Here is a 16,802-nt window from a genome sequence, read left to right on the forward strand (position 1 = left end):
AAACTAAAAGGTGCCTACAGGGCACCTTTTATGTATGGATAAGCTAAATTCAGTAATTTTGATTGTGCTTGGGCATTTGGATGAATCAAATCATTTTGCATTAGTTGTTTTTGCCCAGCGACGCCATCAAGAAAAAAGGGTAGCAATTTCACCTGATATTTTTGACTTACAGTTTTGTAGCTATTTTCGAATGCTTTGCTATAAGCCGTGCCATAATTGGGCGGAATCTTCATACCAAAAAGAATAACCTTGGCTTTTTGCTTCTGGCTTAATTGAATGAGCTGAGACAGATTTTTTTGAATCATTTGTGGTGGTTGACCACGTAAGCCATCATTCCCGCCTAATTCAATAACAACTACCTCGGGTTTATACGTTTGTAAAAGTTTTGGTAATCGTGCCAAAGCGCCACTAGTGGTTTCCCCACTCACACTTGCATTGACCACTTTATGTTGTTTGGGATACTGTTGGTCTAAACGTTTTTGTAGTAATTGTACCCAACCTTGTTTAGGGTCTATTCCATAACCGGCACTAATACTATCTCCTAAAATTAAAATAGTTTTTGCCGAGACGAACATGGGCAACATGCTCAATGAGATGAGCAAGAGACTTTTAGAACCAAACAAATAAGATTTATACATTTGTGTTTCGACCCGAATACTCAATATATAGGACTGTTCACATCATGCCACAACCTATCATTGCTGCCCATCAAGTTACACAAACTATTCAGATTAACCAAAATCAATTTACGATTTTAAAAAATATTGATTTAGATATTTATGAAGGGGAGCAGGTAGCAATTACAGGACGTTCTGGTTCAGGAAAATCAACTTTACTGGGTATTTTAGCGACTTTAGACCAACCCTTTGAAGGTGAGGTGTGGTTATGTGGTCAGGCGGTTCATAAGTTAACAGAAGAGCAGCGCGCTCAAATTCGAATGCAGCATATTGGTTTTGTATTTCAGTCTTTTCAGCTTTTGCCACAGTTAAGTGCACTTGAAAATGTGATGTTACCGCTTCGGTTACGTAAAGATTTTGATTATAAAATTGCTGAGAAAAAAGCTTTAGATTGGTTGCATCGGGTAGGCTTAAGCCGTCAAGCTGAACAAACGCCTAAGGTCTTATCCGGTGGAGAGCAACAACGTGTGGCAATTGCTCGGGCTCTCATTGCCGAGCCACAAATTATTTTTGCCGATGAACCGACCGGAAACCTCGATGGTCAAACCGCCCAAGAAATTGAAACCCTTCTTTTTGATTTAAATCGGGAGCTTGGTACTACACTTATTTTGGTCACACATGATCGTAATTTGGCAGCACTTTGCCAACGACATGTCGAGTTAGATGATGGCCGACTAAAGACGGTACAGGGTGGTTAAATTATGCGTAATCTTCTCAAACCACTTTTGCTACAAAGCTTGCGTACCGGGGGCTTATATTTACTCATTATTGCGCTTTCACTTGCGATCAGTGCAACCACCGCTCTTAAGTTTAGTAATGACCAAGTTAAAAATGCGGTAAGTCTACAAGCAGCGCAAATGTTAGCAGCCGATTTGGTTCTGTCGAATAATGAACCTATAGACGCAAAATGGCAAAAAAGGGCAGATCAGCTTGGCTTAAAGCAGACTAATGTGACCATGTTTAGTTCAATGGCACATACTCAAGATCAGTTTGTCATGGTCAATGTAAAAGCAATAGAACCTGCATTCCCATTAAGAGGAAAGCTTGAGATTGAACCTATAGCGCGTGGTATCCAACCAGGTGAAGTATGGTTGAGTCAAAGGGCAGCCGATTTACTTAAAGTTAAACTAGGCGATATGGTATCTATTGCAGATGCGGCATTTCGCTTTAGTGGCGTGATTGTGCGAGATTCAAATCAAGAACTTGGTTTTTCTGGTTTTTCGCCTACTGTCATTATTCATCAAGCAGATATTGCTAAAACTCATGCAATTCAAACTGGTAGTAGAATCGATTATCGACTGTTAATGTCTGGTCAGCCTGAACAGGTTCAGTCATTTTCAAGGCAATTTAAGCAACAGCATCAACCTGCAAATGAACAGGAAGAAACCATAGGGTTACGTTTACGCGATGCCAGTGAATCAAATAGCAGATTATTACGTCCGTTAGAAAACCTAGATACCTTTTTGCAATTGGCCAATATTTTAACAATTTTATTGTGTGGTATCGCCATTGCTTTAACGAGTCAAAGATATGTTCAGCAAAACCAAGATCACATTGCTTTAATACGTTGTTTAGGTGCGAGTAAGTTTCAAATTTTATGGGCCTATATCGGGTTACTTTGTGTAGTCAGTGCAATTTCGATTGCGATCGGTAGTCTCTTAGGAATAATGATGGGCTATGGCTTGCTTGAGCTCATGCTACAACTGATTCCACAACTAGAGTTAAGTTTCTCTGTGGTTGGTTTTTTACTTGGTCCCTTACCAATTGCCATTTTTACCAGTGTAATTGTGCTACTTGGATTCATTTTGCCAAGCATTTGGGAGTTGTTAAATACTCCTCCCATCCGTGTTATTCGGGAACAGGCAAAATCCCGAAAATCATTATTCTTTATGTTTTTTGCAGGCATCACCAGTCTTGTTATTTTTAGCTTAGTTTTAAGTGAAAATTTAATGCTCAGCATTTGGGTATTAACAGCGATTATTCTGCTTTGCATTTTACTTTACACCGTTGTCTGGCTATTGCTTCGTGCTTTAAAAAAGATGAAAACCCGTTTGTCTTTTTATATTCGTTCAGCATCGCAAAGTGCCTTACAAATTACAGCACTGGCTTTGGGTTTAAGCCTCATTACCGTGTTAAGTGTATTAAGAACAGATTTATTAGAGCGTTGGCAACAGCAATTACCAGAGGGAACACCAAACCAGTTTGTTTATGGCCTACCACCATTTGATTTAAAAGCTTTTGAGCAACAGTTGAAACAAAATGGTTGGCAAAGCACACCGTTATATCCAAACATTCGTGGGCGATTAGTTGCCAAAAATGATGTTCCTTTTTCAGAAGAAGCTATAAAACAAAATAACGCTCTACGCCGCGAATTAAATTTAACTCAGTCGAGTGCTTTACCAAATGACAATGTCATTACAAAAGGTCAAGCGGAATTTAATGCAGTAGGCCAAGTTTCAGTTGAGAGTAAAACAGCAGAAAGTCTAGGAATCCAGATTGGTGACAGGCTTACTTTTAGTCTGCCAGAAGGTAGCTTGCAAGCTAAAGTTATAAATTTTCGGAGCGTTGAGTGGGAAAGCTTTAGTCCTAATTTTTTCTTTATTTTTTCACCTAAAACTTTAGATGAAAATGCTGGTAGCTACTTGGGCAGTTTTTATGTACCTAAGCAAGATCAACCTAAAATGATCCATATGATTCAGCAATTCTCCAATACGGTTTTTATTGATGTTGATCGAATTTTAGATGAAGTAAAACGCTTAATGAACGTTCTAGTCAAAATCGTGACTGTGCTTGCAGCTTTAGTTGGCTTTTCTGGAATACTTGTTTTAATTGCTTGTTTAAATCTATTAATGGATGAACGCCGTCGGGAAGTGGCTTTGTTGCGTTCATTTGGTCTCTCTAAAAATAAAATGAAGCAGATGCTCAGCCTGGAAATTGGTTTTTTAGGTTTGTTAGCAGGCATTGTTGCCTGCTGTTTTGCCGAGGTAATTAGCGCAATTGCAAGTTATAAAATGAATATGGCTTTACAGTGGCATATTGAAATATGGTTGATTTTACCACTTGCCATGATGTTGCTTTGCGCTCTGATTGGCCGATATCGACTCGGTTATCTGTGTAATTTACCGCCACTACAAAGTTTACGTGAGCTGAACCAGATTTAAGTTAGGGGAGTATTTCTGGGTTCTGAATTAAAACCTCATGCCAAAGTGGAAGTAATGGTGAGTTAAGCTGATTACAGTAAACATAGAAGCCGACAGTCATGAAAAGTCCTCCCACTAACCCTAAGAATTTTAGGAGGCTTTTAAATTGAGTGCGGTAGCTTAAATACCAAATGAATGCGAGTAAGGCACCCATAATCATACCGCCGACATGTGCAGCATTATTAATACCTGTTGCGATAAAACCGAAAATAAGGTTAATCGCCATTGTTACCAGATATACTTTTTTATTGAGTATACGTACTTGATGTGGCAGAGGTGGAAATAAAGAAAGAACAGTTAATGCAGTACCTAATCCCATAATGGCGCCTGATGCTCCGGCACTTACATGGGGAAGCAGGCTCTGATCAAAATGTTGTAATAATTCATACCCATTTTGAATATTGATATAACTACTCAAAAGGCTGCCAAATACGCCTGCAAGCAGATACAGAATAATGAAATATGACCTGCTAAACAAAACTTCAGCAACATTGCCGAAAATATATAAGGCTCCCATGTTGAGCATAAGGTGAATAATACCAAAGTGAAAAAACACGCTGGTAAATAGACGTTCTGGCTGCCCAGAAAAAGTAAGTGGTGTAAAATCTGCACCCCAGCGAAGTGCATCTTTTATAGCTGGGTCACTAATGTCGACTCCAGATATAATTTGCCAGATGAATAAACCTACATTAATCGAGATCAGTAGGGCGGTCAGCCACCAAGCTTGTACATTGAGTTTACGATTAATGTGCGGAGGCTGAGATTGAGTCATGCTATGCTTTTGTTATATATGAACATGCTTTACAGCGTAACATGAAAAAAGTTGAATACAGGAGATCAAGACGAACATGAAAGCCTTTATTGTTCGCGTGTTGTTAATTTTTATTGGGGCAATTCTCCTTATTCAACTCTGGATTTTCTCAAGTTTGGTTTGGTGGCGTACACATGAAGTTGATACCACCATGTTTATGCGAATTGATTATTGGTCAGATCCATCTGAGCCGATCATTCATGAATGGCTTGACTATGATGATATTAGTGACAATTTCAAACATGCAATTTTAGCAGGGGAGGACGCAAAATTTATTCATCATCATGGTTTTGACTGGGATGGTATTCGTTTTGCGCTAGAGCGTAACAATGAGCAAGGAGAGGTTGTTGCTGGTGGTTCTACCGTATCTCAACAACTTGCAAAAAACTTGTTCTTATATAATAAACGTTCATTTATTCGTAAAGGCCAAGAAACTGTAGCGACATGGATGATGGAGCGCATGTGGTCGAAACGTCGAATTCTTGAGGTGTATATGAACTCTGTTGAATTTGGCAAAAATTTGTATGGCGTTGAAGCAGCAGCCCAATATTATTACGGCAAAAGTGCCAAAAGCTTAACGCGCGAACAAGCTGCTTTTTTAGCCGCGTTATTGCCTGATCCGAAATATTATCAAGATCATCGCAATGATCGTAAACTACAATATAGAAAACGCGTTATTTTACGTTATATGAATAGCACCCAGATTCCTGAATAACACTGTCTTAAAGATGTGTTATTTTTTTAGTTTTTATCAAATTGACATAATTTTGCAGCATACTATTTTGCAGAGATTTTGGTTGGAAAGAGATTAGGTTAGACATGAATACAGCGATTACAGCAACGACCCCAACAGAATATAGTTATAATGACCGTTATATTAATCGTGAATTGTCTATTCTTGACTTTCATTTGCGCGTATTGGAACAGGCCGTCGACCCTTTACATCCATTACTGGAACGAATGAACTTCTTACTCATTTTTTCGCGTAATTTAGATGAGTTTTTTGAAATTCGTGTGGCAGGTGTTATGGAGCAATTCGCTCTAGGCAATGAAAGTCGAAGCCCGGACGGTTTAACGCCAAGACAAGTCTTACAAAAAATCTCTGAAACTGCTCATGCTGCAATTGAGCGCCAATATCGTATTTTAAACGAAGAAATTTTACCTAAGTTACGTGAAGAAGATATCTGCTTTTTACGTCGTGGTGAATTAACACCAGCTCAATCAGCTTGGGTAAAAAAATATTTTCAGGAACAGGTTGCGCCTGTTTTAACTCCAATCAGTTTAGATCCAGCCCATCCATTCCCGCGTTTAGTCAATAAAAGCCTTAACTTTATTGTGACTTTAGAAGGTAAAGATGCGTTCGGGCGACAAATTGATTTGGCTGTTGTACCAGCCCCACGTTCATTGCCACGTGTTGTACGATTACCAGATGAGTTAACGGGTGGTAAAGAACATCACGTCATGTTGTCAGCAATTATTCATGAACATGTTTCAGACTTGTTCCCGGGCATGACTGCAACTGGTTGCTATCAATTCCGTGTAACTCGTAATGCCGATTTGGCACTTAATGAAGACGTTGAAGATTTGGCAAAAGCGTTAAAAGGTGAGTTAAGTTCACGCCGATTTGGTCGTGCAGTACGCTTAGAAGTAACCCAAAATTGTCCACAGCATATTTATGAATATCTACTTGAAGAGTTCGACTTAAACGAAGAACAATTATATAAAGTTGATGGTCCTGTAAACTTGGCTCGTCTGGTTTCGAACTTTAAACGTCCTCATTTGCGTTACGATTCACACACGCCAGTCGTACCAAAAGTGTTTAAAAAGACCGAGAGTATTTTCTCGGCTATGCAAAAGCAGGATATTTTACTTCATCACCCATTTGAGTCTTTTGCACCTGTTATTCAGTTACTCCGTGAAGCAGCACGTGACCCGCAAGTACTCGCAATTAAACAGACACTTTATCGTAGTGGTGCAGACTCGGAAATTGTTCAAGTTTTAGCAGAAGCTGCGCGTAATGGTAAAGAAGTGACAGCGGTAATTGAATTACGTGCCCGTTTCGATGAAGAGTCGAATATCGAAGTGGCTAATGTTTTACAAGAAGCAGGGGCAGTCGTTGTTTACGGTATTGTGGGTTATAAAACCCATGCCAAAATGATTATGGTGGTACGCCGTGAAAACAACAAACTGGTGCGTTATGTCCATTTAGGAACGGGTAACTACCATGCTATGAATGCTCGCATTTATACGGATTACGGTCTAATGACCACCGATAAAGACTTGTGTGAAGACGTACACCGTATTTTCCAAGAGCTTACGGGTATGGGTAAAATGGCAAAACTGAAAAAGTTACTCCATGCACCTTTTACTCTGCATGCTCAGCTCATTAACTTTATTGATGAAGAAATTGCCAATGCAAAGGCTGGTCGTAAAGCCCAAATTATTGTCAAAGTGAATGCTTTAACTGAAGTTCAGCTTATTAATAAATTATATGAAGCTTCTCAAGCAGGGGTGCAGGTAGATCTCATTATTCGTTCGATTTGCTGTTTACGTCCGGGATTACCAAATTTATCGGAAAACATTCGGGTACGTTCAATTGTAGGCCGTTTCCTTGAACATACTCGAGTTTATTACTTTAGTAATAATGGCGATGCTCGTATTTACTGTTCAAGTGCGGACTGGATGGATCGTAACTTATTTAATCGTGTTGAAGCATGCTTCCCAATTGAAGATCCTGCTTTGAAAAAACGTATTTATCAGCAAGGACTCCTTAATTATTTACAAGATAATCAGCAAGCTTGGTTATTACAGGGCGATGGTACATGGGTACGTGCCCAGCCTGCCGCAGGCGAAAAATTGCATAATGCTCAAAGAGAATTATTAGAAACTTTTAAATAAAAAATTATTTTTAAAAAAGCCGACATCATGTCGGCTTTTTAATTAACTGAATTTCATAATAATTTAATTAATTTTTCTAAATGGTTGTAGGATAAACGGCAATAATTTGAATTAAGGCAATATGTTTGAAAAATATGTGATTCTTTACATAAAACATTGAATTTTAAAAATATACAAATCACAAGAAATCTACTTTAATACGCCGCATTAAATATACTTAACTTTGGTAAGTGAATAATATGCAAGGCTTTATTAAAAGTTTATTTATTAGAATATTTTTGGGGTTAATGCCAGTGACTGCTTATGCGGATCAGAAGTGCTATGGAGATATTATTGTATTTCAGAAATTTGATGATCAAATGATATATCCTTATTTTATACATCCTTCTAGAGAGAAAAATAAGAAGAATGAAATACAAAATAAGACAATCGTGATCCAGAAAAGAAAACTTACTCAAGAGGAATTGTTAGCACAAAAGAAAATTGACGATAATCAGTTAAAAAAAATTGAAGAAAAGAAAAATATTGAGAAGAAAAAGCAACTTGATGCAGCGGTCGCGAAAGAAATTTTAGAAAACGGTGAAAAAAAATGGATGGTGCAAGTTGCTTTGGCACCTAATCAAAATAAAGCAAATATGATTCAGTCCCAATTACAGGCTAAAGGGTATAAAGTTGTTACCAGCCCAACCACAAAAGGAATACGGGTCATGGTCGACCCTGCCAATGACTACGCAATTGCACAAATTATTCGAGAAAAAATAATTGCAGATGATAGCTTGGATTTGAGATCGGCTTGGGTATTTAAATGGGCTTCCCTAACAGCACAGTAAAATAAAAAGGAGTCCAAAGACTCCTTTTTTTTATTCATGTAAGTTTGTGGTAATTTTCTGCATGATTTGCAGAAGAACATCAAACTCACTTTGCAACGGCGTACTTTTACGAGTAACAAGTGCTAAAGTACGGCTAGGTGCGTCTTCAATTGGTTTTGCAGTAATCTGATCATTAAATTTGATCATACTATTTTCAATTGCAATTTCTGGTAAAAGGGTAAAGCCTAAATCGGAAGAAACCATCTCAACCAATGTTGGTAGAGAACTTGCTTTTAAGCGGTTATCGTTTTTACGTTCACCAATTGGACAGGCACTTAATACGTGATCACGTAAACAGTGGCCTTCTTCAAGCAAAATAAGACGTGATAAGTCAAGGTCATCAAGTGAGTTTGCTTGAAGTGCATTTGTATCTTGTTTACTACAAACAAGATATAAATTTTCTTTTGAAATTTCAGCTACTTTTAAACTTCTTGTGTCAAAAGGTAGGGCAAGGACAATCATGTCCAAATTACCATGTTCTAGGCGCTCTACAATCTTCTCACTTTGAGCTTCATGTAAATGCAACTGAATCTTCGGTAATTGTTGATGCACTTCATCAAGTAACCGTGTCAGGATAAAAGGTGCAATTGTTGGAATAACACCCAAATGAAGATCACCTGTTAATGGTTCACTCATTTCACGGCTTAAACGCATTAAATCCTGAGCATCTGCTAGCAATACACGGGCTCGAGCAACAACTTGCTCACCTAATGGCGTTAAACGCACATTCTGACGGTCACGCTCAACCAGAACGCCACCTAGTAGCCTTTCTAGCTCCATAATGCCGCCCGATAAAGTCGATTGGGTAACAAAAGAGCGACGTGCTGCTTCAGTAAAATGCAAAGTTTCCGACAACGTAACTAAATATGATAGCTGTCTTAGTGAGGGTAATGCAGCCATAGTGTCCTAGTATGATGATTTAAAATGATGCGCAAATAAACCGCTAAGCTGTGGAATAAAATGGGCAGGGATATCATGCCCCATTCCATCAATTAATTCAAACTTAGCACCGGAAATTGCTTTTGCTACGGCCTTACCGTGACTCGGTGGAAGTAAGCGGTCACGAGAGCCATGCAAGACTAAAGTGGGTTGCTTAATTTCACGGTCCAGTTGCAGTAAGGAACCTGTACATAATATTGCTAAAAACTGTTGAAGTACACCGGCAGGATAGTAGCTACGTTGATAAAGTTTTCTTGCAGTTTGAACGGCTTCAATATGGTTAATATAACCAGGAGAACCAATCAATTGGAATAATTTTAAACTGTGATTCACAATTCCTTCTTCATCACGTGATTCTGGCTTGCCAATCAAGCTTAAAAGTTGCTTAGGGAATGGGGGTGGTAGAAACGGTTGATTATTACTGGTAAACATCAAACCTAATTTTTCTACTTTTTCCGGATATTTTGCAGCGAGAATCTGGGCAATCATGCCACCCATTGAGGCACCAATCACATGTGCTTTGCTTACTCCTAAACGGTCGAGAAGCATAGAAACGTCATCTGCCATATCATAGAGCGTATAAGGCGCCCCCTGATTTCTTAGTCCTAAAGCAAAACGTCCCATCAATTTCATGGTATTTAAACGTTTACCTTGATGGCGGACTTTTGAAGAAAGGCCAATATCACGGTTATCAAAACGAATAACACGAAAACCTTGATCAATGAGTGATTTGCAGAAAAAGTCCGGCCAAAATAGCATTTGGGCACCTAAACCCATAATCAGCAAAATAGTCGGATGTTCTGGTTTTCCACCTACTTCTACATGTAGCTCGATACCATTGCCTAAATTGACTTTGGTTTCCTGCATAAATGGAGTGTACGGTGAAATACTAAATTGTAAGGCGCTATTCATGTTATTCATTCCTTGAGGGAATACTCAAGATCATGAGCATTCCCAATTTAAACCTTATGCTTGGGCAGGAATAAGATCTGGAACAAGCTTAGTTAAAGTTAAACGTTGCTTGCCTGCTGTTGCACCTAACAATACGAAACCACGCAATGTTCCTTCATTGTCAATTGCTTTGGCAAGCATACCATCGTCGAATTCTTCAGTTTCCCAATTTACATCTACATCAACCGGTGCCGGTAAAACTGTAAGCGGTGCAGCCGGAGTTTTTACCGCAACTGGCATAGCAGGGTAATGTACATTTGTTTGTTGACCACTTAATGTTTTTGCTAGAGCACGGGCTTGTTGCATAATTGGCATTACATATGGAAGCAGGGTACCGTTAACTTCCGCACAGTCACCAATCGCATAAATATCTGCTTGATTGGTTTCAAGTAAACTATTGGTAATCACACCACGGCTGGTTTGAATATTTGCGCTTTGAGCCAGAGAAATATTCGGTTGTAAGCCAATCGCTGAAAGCACAATATCAGCAACCAAAGTCTGACCATTTGCCAATGTAACCGCGTAATCTTCACCGTTATTGATTTTACTGACTTTTTCAACGGTTGTGCCTAATGCAAATTTAACACCCGCTTCTTCAAGATTCTGCTGGAATGCTGAAGCAATGTGTGAAGGTAATAAACGGCCTAATGGTTGAGGCGCTAAATCAATTACTGTTACATCATATTCGCTATGAAGTAAGTCATTGGCAAATTCACAACCAATTAAACCTGCACCCAAAATCACAACACGTTTATCTTTGCGCTGAGCTAGATTTTCTCGGAAAGAACGATAGTCAATGAGTGAGTTCACCACATGGATGTCATCACTACCATCACCAGCAATAGCAAGGCGAATCGGGTTAGCACCGACAGCTAAAATTAATTTTGAATAGGGTTGCTGAGAAATAACGCCGTCTTTTTCTAGAACAAGTTCATGACGCTCAGCTAAAATTTCTTTCACCCAAGTAAAAGGTTCAATACGCATATTGAGTTGGGCACTCATTTTTGCAGCATCACCTAATGGAATCTGTTCTGGAGCTTTTTTTCCTGCAAAAGCGTTGGATAAGGTTGGTTTTGCATAGTTCACCGCATCATCCGCACAAATCATCACAAGTTCTTGCTCTGGGTTAAGCTTACGGAATTCACGTGCTAAGGTATAACCCGCCATGCCTGATCCGATAATGACGATTGGATGCATTTTTTTCTCCAGAATTAGAATTTTTAATTTAAAACGGTGATTGGTGATATATAAAAAAGACCATGTAAATCATGGCCTTTTAATTTAAGACATTAGATTTCGATCATTTCGAAGTCAGCTTTTGAAACGCCGCAATCAGGGCAAGTCCAGTCATCAGGAATATCTTCCCATTTTGTTCCAGCTGCAATGCCGTCTTGTGGCCAACCTTCTGCTTCATCGTAAATCCATCCACAAACGATACATTGATATTTTTTCATGAGACTCTCCGCACTGATAAGTTTGCTCAAAGCTGCCTTTCAGTAAAACTATTCCATCTATTAATAATGTAACTACGATCCGCTCAATAATAACTAATGTCGCTTTGATCGGATATCAAATTTTTACGCAGTTCTACATTTAAAGTAAAGCATATAAGGGAGTTTAATCATTCATAAGCAAAGATGAATGGCATATCGAGACAAATAAATGGTTATTTAGGCAAAACTTCAACATAAACACATAATAAATCATATGTTTTTATAAGTTTATTCATGCAAGGAGGCGATGAGTGATATGAAGGGTTACAAAAAGAGCAAAGCATTTATATAAATAAAGTTCTTAAAAAAGTAATCTGGTTAATAAATGGACAAATAAATTAATGTTTATATAAAACAGAAAAGTTTATGGAACACTTAATTAACGGAGAATAAGGAAGTCGAATATGGAAACTCTAATATATGAAGTAGAAATTAATGCCCCTATAGAAAAAGTATGGGACGTACTCTGGAATAGTGAGACCTATAATGCATGGACGAAATTCTTTGCTCCAGATTCTTCAATGCGCACAGATTGGAAAGTCGGTGGTAAAACATATTTTCTAGATGGAGAAGGAAATGGAATGGTTTCGACCATTGAAGAAATGAAAAAGCCTGAAGTACTAATTTTTAAACATTTAGGAATGATTAAAGACGGGAAAGAAGACTTAGAAAGTGAAGAGGTGAAAGGCTGGAGTGGTTCGCTAGAAAAATATTTTTTAAGTCAAAATGGGGGTACTACAACGGTAAAAGTAGAATTAGCCACCTTACCTGAGTACATCGGTATGTTAAAAAGTGGCTTCGTTCAAGGCTTTGAAGCTGTAAAACAAATGGCTGAAAAATAAGTTTCTGTAATTCGATTTGTTATCTTTTTACATAATAAGGTAATTGAAAATTATGTGTCATACTTCAATTCAAGCAAAATATTTTTTATGAATTTTGGTAATGAGATCATTAAGACGGGAAGGATAAGCAAGACGATGATGGCCTCCATCATAAGTTTCTATTGTCATATATGGTGACAGCTTTTCCTGTACTTGATACATATCAAGTTGCTCGTCTCCTAACTCTAAATAGGCCATTTTAGGGTTAGAGTGGTCAAGATCTTCGTCACAAAGATGAGGGTAATCATTACGAAAATTAGGTGTAAGGCTTGGGTTGGCAACAATAACAGCTAATTTATGTTGAGCAGCAGTTTTCAAAGCCCAATAACCGCCGAGGCTATGACCGACTAACAAATCAGGTTTAATTGTTTCAATCGCTTGATGATAAAAGTCTTTAACTGAAGCATAACTTAGGTTGCGATAATCAACATCAATACAAAATTTTTCAGGATGTAAAATGGCATGAAATTTTGTTGATTCACGAGAAGAATCCAAGCCATGTAAAAATAGAATTTTCATTATTTACTACACAATCTCATAGATAAAATAAAAGGCAAATAGGGCCTTTTCAAATCGAGGTTATTTGGATTTTTTTATATTTTACTCAAACCTAAAAAAAATGAACTTAGCGATTGGTCTAAGTAATTTTTATCATTCAATGTCCACTCAGATTGACGGCTTGGACTTTTTTCGTTTTTGTTTGATTGAAATCGTTCGAAAAACCTCAGCAATCTGTTAAGCTATGCCACTTCATTTTTACTTAACCGAGGCAGAGATGACGCAACAAAACGCTCAATCGACTTCTGAACCAACTATTTCCGAAAACGATTTAATTGCACAGCGTCATGCCAAATTAAAGCAAATCCAAGATGTTGCAAAGGAAACTGGAAAGAGTCCTTGGCCAAATACATTCAAACGTGAACATTACGCTGCTGATTTACAAGAACAATTTAAAGATCAGTCTAAAGAACAAATCGAAAGCGCTGAACATGTTTATGTAAAAGTTGCTGGCCGTGTCATGTTAAACCGTGGTTCTTTCATGGTGATTCAAGACATGACTGGTCGTATCCAATTATATGTTGACCGTAAGGGTTTACCAAAAGATACGCTCGAAACTATTAAAGGTTTAGACCTTGGCGATATTATTGCTGCTGAAGGTTATATCGGCCGTTCGGGCAAAGGTGACTTATATGTACACCTTGAAGGTTTTGAACTTCTTACAAAATCGCTTCGTCCATTGCCGGATAAATTTCATGGTTTGAACGACACAGAAGTTAAATATCGTAAGCGTTATCTTGATTTAATTGTTAATGAAGAAACGCGTAAGACTTTTGAAATTCGTGCCAAAGTCGTTGCAGGTATTCGCGCATTTTTAACCAATGAACGTTTCATGGAAGTTGAAACGCCAATGATGCATGTGATTCCGGGTGGCGCATCTGCACGTCCGTTTGAAACGCATCATAATGCTTTAGATATGCCATTATTCTTGCGTATCGCACCGGAGCTTTATTTAAAGCGTTTAGTTGTTGGTGGTTTTGAGCGTGTGTTCGAAATTAACCGTAACTTCCGTAATGAAGGGGTGTCAACACGTCATAACCCTGAATTTACCATGATCGAGTTTTATCAGGCATATGCTGATTATAAAGACTTGATGGCTTTGACTGAAAACATGCTTGAAAAGCTAGCAATTGATATTTTAGGTACGACTGATGTGCCTTACCAAGGCGAAGTGTTTAGCTTTAAAGGGCCATTCAAGAAAATCTCTATGTTTGATGCGATTTTGGAGAATAATCCGCAGTTCACGCCTGAAAATGTAGGCGATCGTGAATTCCTTGCAAAATTTATTCGTGAGGAATTAAAAGAAGAAGTTAAACCTGGTTTTGGTTTAGGTAAGCTTCAAACAATCGTATTTGAAGAAACGGTTGAGACTAAACTTCGTCAGCCTACTTTTATTACTGAGTACCCAGCAGAGACTTCTCCACTTGCTCGCCGTAATGATGATAATCCGCACATTACTGATCGTTTTGAGTTCTTTATTGGTGGCCGTGAATTGGCAAACGGCTTTAGTGAGTTAAATGATCCGATTGATCAGGCTGAACGTTTCCAAGCGCAAGTTGCTGAAAAAGATGCTGGTGATGATGAAGCAATGCATTACGATGCAGAGTTTGTTGAAGCACTTGAATATGGTTTACCTCCAACAGCGGGTGAAGGTATTGGTATTGACCGTTTGGTTATGCTTTTTGCAGATGCACCAAGTATTCGTGATGTGATTTTGTTCCCGCATATGCGTCGTAAAGAAGGTTAATTTAATCTTCAATACAGAAAAAGGCAGTTTATACTGCCTTTTTTATTAACTATTTATATATAAAAAATACTTAAGTTATAGAAAACTTAAAACACCGTTAAAAAATGTAATTGCACAGTTTAACAATTGCAAATTTGCGATAAAAAAATTAATGTGTTGCTCATAAATAACTTTGAGAATTGTGCTGACATGTTTTTAAGAAAAACACTTTCGATTGCATTATTAGCAACTGCTTCATCGGCTGTTTTTGCACAAGGTTTAGTGCTTAATAATGATGATTTACGTACCGACTTAAACTGGTTGAATCAACAAGGTGTTATTAACATCAGCACTTCTACTTGGCCATTAAGTGGTGATGAAATTCAAAGAGCTCTCTCTCAAGCTAAAGTGACTCATCCAGCACAGCAAAAAGTTATTAATTCAGTTCTCAATGCATTAAAGGCAGATAACGATACAGTTAAAGTGGGTGCTTTTGCTGAAACTGATATCAAAAATATTCCTCAAGCATTTGGTGATAACCAAAAATCGCAGTACCAAGGTTCATTAGAGTTTAATGCTGGTGGTGAAAATTGGGATGCAAAAATCCGTGTAAACGCAGAAAAAGACCCTCAAATTGATAGTGGGCATGACGTTAACGTTGAGGGTTCATATGTCGCTGGTAAACTCTGGAACCAGTGGCTTGTTGCAGGTCAAATTCCAACATGGTGGGGACCTGGACATGATGGTAGCTTAATCCGAGGCGATGCAAGTCGTCCTGTGTATGGCGTGACGGCACAAAGAGCTGTACAAAATGCTTTTGAGACAAAATGGTTATCTTGGATTGGACCTTGGCAATATCAAGCTTTTGCAGGCCAATTAGATGATTATAAAGCTGTTCCTCATGCGAAATTATTAGGCTTACGTTTAACTGCAAGACCTTTACCCTATTTAGAACTAGGTGCTTCTCGTACTTTACAATGGGGTGGTGAAGGACGTTCTGAAAGTTGGGATTCTTTGTGGAATGCAATTAAAGGGAATGACAATGTGTATGATTCTGATGAAGATCGTTCTAACCAAATTGCAGGTTTTGATGCTCGTTTAAATCTACAATCTCTTATAAATGCTCCTGTTGGTATTTATGGTCAATATGTTGGTGAAGATGAAGCTGGACTACTTCCTTCTAAAAAAATGTATTTAGCAGGAGTCGACTATTCTTCTAGCTATAATAATATGCCATATCAACTTTATGCAGAATGGGCTGATACCCGCACTAATAATGATGTGAAGGGTATTTCCTATAATCATTATGTTTATAAAGATGGTTATTATCAACATGGCTTCCCATTAGGACATGCGATGGGTGGCGATGGACAAATGTATTCTGTGGGTGGTGATATCCGCTTTGACGTGATGAACCGTTTAAGCGGTCGTGCTATGGTGGTTAAAGTTAACCAATCTAACTTGGCAATTAATAAAGCATTCCCTAAAGATGATGAAATTAAAGCGCTTGATCTAACTTGGACACATTACATCAAACCTGATCTTCCATTAAAAATTAATGGTTGGGTAAGTGATTCTGACTTAGAAGGTAATGATGCGGGTGCATCAATTGGAGTGGAAATTCCTCTAGAGCGTAAAATGTTTGGTTTCTAATTTTTAGTTAACCTTATAATAAGAAAGAGAGGCTACAGAGGCTTCTCTTTTTTTATGGTTTTTAAAGAAATCTAAAGACTAGAACATGATTTGCTTAAGTCGACTACACAAGCTAGGATTACAAAGTTGTATAAGTGAATCAGCAT

At 38.2% G+C, this 16,802-nt stretch carries 16 protein-coding genes; 8 read left to right on the top strand and 8 right to left on the bottom strand.

The annotated features are described in order from the left end of the window. Window positions 1-14: 14 nt before the first annotated feature. Window positions 15-638 (bottom strand): arylesterase, encoded by a 624-nt coding sequence (locus tag GO593_RS11275; protein WP_001984350.1) that lies wholly within the window; start codon window positions 636-638, stop codon window positions 15-17. 44 nt (window positions 639-682) lie between these two features. Here GO593_RS11275 and GO593_RS11280 point away from each other — a divergent pair, with 44 nt between their 5' ends. Both GO593_RS11280 and GO593_RS11285 read left to right on the top strand, forming a co-directional pair. Continuing rightward, window positions 683-1,375, top strand: coding sequence for an ABC transporter ATP-binding protein (locus tag GO593_RS11280; protein WP_001136089.1), 693 nt, complete (start codon window positions 683-685; stop codon window positions 1,373-1,375). Between the two features lie 3 nt (window positions 1,376-1,378). Continuing rightward, window positions 1,379-3,838, top strand: coding sequence for an ABC transporter permease (locus tag GO593_RS11285; protein WP_001245173.1), 2,460 nt, complete (start codon window positions 1,379-1,381; stop codon window positions 3,836-3,838). Between the two features lies 1 nt (window position 3,839). Here the strand turns inward: GO593_RS11285 and GO593_RS11290 are convergent, their stop codons facing one another. After that, complete coding sequence (locus GO593_RS11290; protein WP_000194506.1) at window positions 3,840-4,649, bottom strand: rhomboid family intramembrane serine protease; 810 nt, start codon at window positions 4,647-4,649, stop codon at window positions 3,840-3,842. 76 nt (window positions 4,650-4,725) lie between these two features. Here GO593_RS11290 and mtgA point away from each other — a divergent pair, with 76 nt between their 5' ends. Together mtgA and ppk1 are read left to right on the top strand one after the other, a co-directional pair. Beyond that, window positions 4,726-5,403 carry a monofunctional biosynthetic peptidoglycan transglycosylase gene (mtgA, locus tag GO593_RS11295; RefSeq protein WP_000642933.1) on the top strand — a complete coding sequence of 226 codons (678 nt, stop codon included), beginning with the start codon at window positions 4,726-4,728 and terminating at the stop codon, window positions 5,401-5,403. Between the two features lie 104 nt (window positions 5,404-5,507). Further along, entirely contained in the window at window positions 5,508-7,586 is a 2,079-nt protein-coding gene (gene ppk1 / locus GO593_RS11300; RefSeq protein WP_001090300.1) for a polyphosphate kinase 1, read from the top strand. Between the two features lie 53 nt (window positions 7,587-7,639). Here the strand turns inward: ppk1 and GO593_RS11305 are convergent, their stop codons facing one another. Further along, on the bottom strand, window positions 7,640-7,768 hold the full coding sequence (locus GO593_RS11305) for a hypothetical protein (RefSeq protein WP_085940550.1): 129 nt from the start codon (window positions 7,766-7,768) through the stop codon (window positions 7,640-7,642). A gap of 57 nt (window positions 7,769-7,825) precedes the next feature. On the opposite strand from GO593_RS11305, the gene GO593_RS11310 reads away from it, so the two are divergent. Further along, the gene (locus GO593_RS11310; RefSeq protein ID WP_001161238.1) at window positions 7,826-8,416 is read left to right on the top strand and encodes an SPOR domain-containing protein; all 591 of its coding nucleotides are present in this window, start codon (window positions 7,826-7,828) and stop codon (window positions 8,414-8,416) included. Window positions 8,417-8,446: 30 nt separating this feature from the next. On the opposite strand, the gene oxyR is transcribed toward GO593_RS11310, so the two are convergent. From oxyR to rubA, 4 genes are all read right to left on the bottom strand, one after another. After that, entirely contained in the window at window positions 8,447-9,355 is a 909-nt protein-coding gene (gene oxyR / locus GO593_RS11315; RefSeq protein WP_000729506.1) for a LysR family transcriptional regulator OxyR, read from the bottom strand. 6 nt (window positions 9,356-9,361) lie between these two features. Next, entirely contained in the window at window positions 9,362-10,306 is a 945-nt protein-coding gene (gene estB, locus GO593_RS11320) for an esterase EstB (RefSeq protein WP_001083350.1), read from the bottom strand. 54 nt (window positions 10,307-10,360) lie between these two features. Next, window positions 10,361-11,542 carry a rubredoxin reductase RubB gene (rubB, locus tag GO593_RS11325; RefSeq protein WP_000553407.1) on the bottom strand — a complete coding sequence of 394 codons (1,182 nt, stop codon included), beginning with the start codon at window positions 11,540-11,542 and terminating at the stop codon, window positions 10,361-10,363. 92 nt (window positions 11,543-11,634) lie between these two features. Next, window positions 11,635-11,799, bottom strand: coding sequence for a rubredoxin RubA (gene rubA / locus GO593_RS11330; protein WP_000760495.1), 165 nt, complete (start codon window positions 11,797-11,799; stop codon window positions 11,635-11,637). A gap of 443 nt (window positions 11,800-12,242) precedes the next feature. On the opposite strand from rubA, the gene GO593_RS11335 reads away from it, so the two are divergent. Further along, window positions 12,243-12,680, top strand: coding sequence for an SRPBCC family protein (locus tag GO593_RS11335; protein ID WP_000449051.1), 438 nt, complete (start codon window positions 12,243-12,245; stop codon window positions 12,678-12,680). A 69-nt stretch (window positions 12,681-12,749) separates the two neighbouring features. Here the strand turns inward: GO593_RS11335 and GO593_RS11340 are convergent, their stop codons facing one another. Next, window positions 12,750-13,238, bottom strand: a complete 489-nt coding sequence (locus tag GO593_RS11340; protein WP_000697203.1) for a YqiA/YcfP family alpha/beta fold hydrolase — start codon at window positions 13,236-13,238, stop codon at window positions 12,750-12,752. 256 nt (window positions 13,239-13,494) lie between these two features. Here GO593_RS11340 and lysS point away from each other — a divergent pair, with 256 nt between their 5' ends. Further along, window positions 13,495-15,024, top strand: a complete 1,530-nt coding sequence (gene lysS, locus GO593_RS11345; protein WP_002134311.1) for a lysine--tRNA ligase — start codon at window positions 13,495-13,497, stop codon at window positions 15,022-15,024. 189 nt (window positions 15,025-15,213) lie between these two features. Beyond that, entirely contained in the window at window positions 15,214-16,656 is a 1,443-nt protein-coding gene (locus tag GO593_RS11350) for a capsule assembly Wzi family protein (RefSeq protein ID WP_000479765.1), read from the top strand. The last annotated feature ends 146 nt before the right edge of the window (window positions 16,657-16,802 follow it).

Source organism: Acinetobacter baumannii (assembly GCF_009759685.1).
Lineage (GTDB): Bacteria > Pseudomonadota > Gammaproteobacteria > Pseudomonadales > Moraxellaceae > Acinetobacter > Acinetobacter baumannii.

Bases quoted from the DNA above. Each gene is read 5' to 3' on its own strand.
- lysS (WP_002134311.1), top strand. From the start codon at position 13,495: ATGACGCAACAAAACGCTCAATCGACTTCTGAACCAACTATTTCCGAA.
- GO593_RS11335 (WP_000449051.1), top strand. From the start codon at position 12,243: ATGGAAACTCTAATATATGAAGTAGAAATTAATGCCCCTATAGAAAAA.
- GO593_RS11350 (WP_000479765.1), top strand. From the start codon at position 15,214: ATGTTTTTAAGAAAAACACTTTCGATTGCATTATTAGCAACTGCTTCA.
- GO593_RS11290 (WP_000194506.1), bottom strand. From the start codon at position 4,649: ATGACTCAATCTCAGCCTCCGCACATTAATCGTAAACTCAATGTACAA.
- rubA (WP_000760495.1), bottom strand. From the start codon at position 11,799: ATGAAAAAATATCAATGTATCGTTTGTGGATGGATTTACGATGAAGCA.
- rubB (WP_000553407.1), bottom strand. From the start codon at position 11,542: ATGCATCCAATCGTCATTATCGGATCAGGCATGGCGGGTTATACCTTA.
- ppk1 (WP_001090300.1), top strand. From the start codon at position 5,508: ATGAATACAGCGATTACAGCAACGACCCCAACAGAATATAGTTATAAT.
- estB (WP_001083350.1), bottom strand. From the start codon at position 10,306: ATGAATAGCGCCTTACAATTTAGTATTTCACCGTACACTCCATTTATG.
- GO593_RS11340 (WP_000697203.1), bottom strand. From the start codon at position 13,238: ATGAAAATTCTATTTTTACATGGCTTGGATTCTTCTCGTGAATCAACA.
- oxyR (WP_000729506.1), bottom strand. From the start codon at position 9,355: ATGGCTGCATTACCCTCACTAAGACAGCTATCATATTTAGTTACGTTG.
- mtgA (WP_000642933.1), top strand. From the start codon at position 4,726: ATGAAAGCCTTTATTGTTCGCGTGTTGTTAATTTTTATTGGGGCAATT.
- GO593_RS11280 (WP_001136089.1), top strand. From the start codon at position 683: ATGCCACAACCTATCATTGCTGCCCATCAAGTTACACAAACTATTCAG.
- GO593_RS11285 (WP_001245173.1), top strand. From the start codon at position 1,379: ATGCGTAATCTTCTCAAACCACTTTTGCTACAAAGCTTGCGTACCGGG.
- GO593_RS11310 (WP_001161238.1), top strand. From the start codon at position 7,826: ATGCAAGGCTTTATTAAAAGTTTATTTATTAGAATATTTTTGGGGTTA.
- GO593_RS11275 (WP_001984350.1), bottom strand. From the start codon at position 638: ATGTATAAATCTTATTTGTTTGGTTCTAAAAGTCTCTTGCTCATCTCA.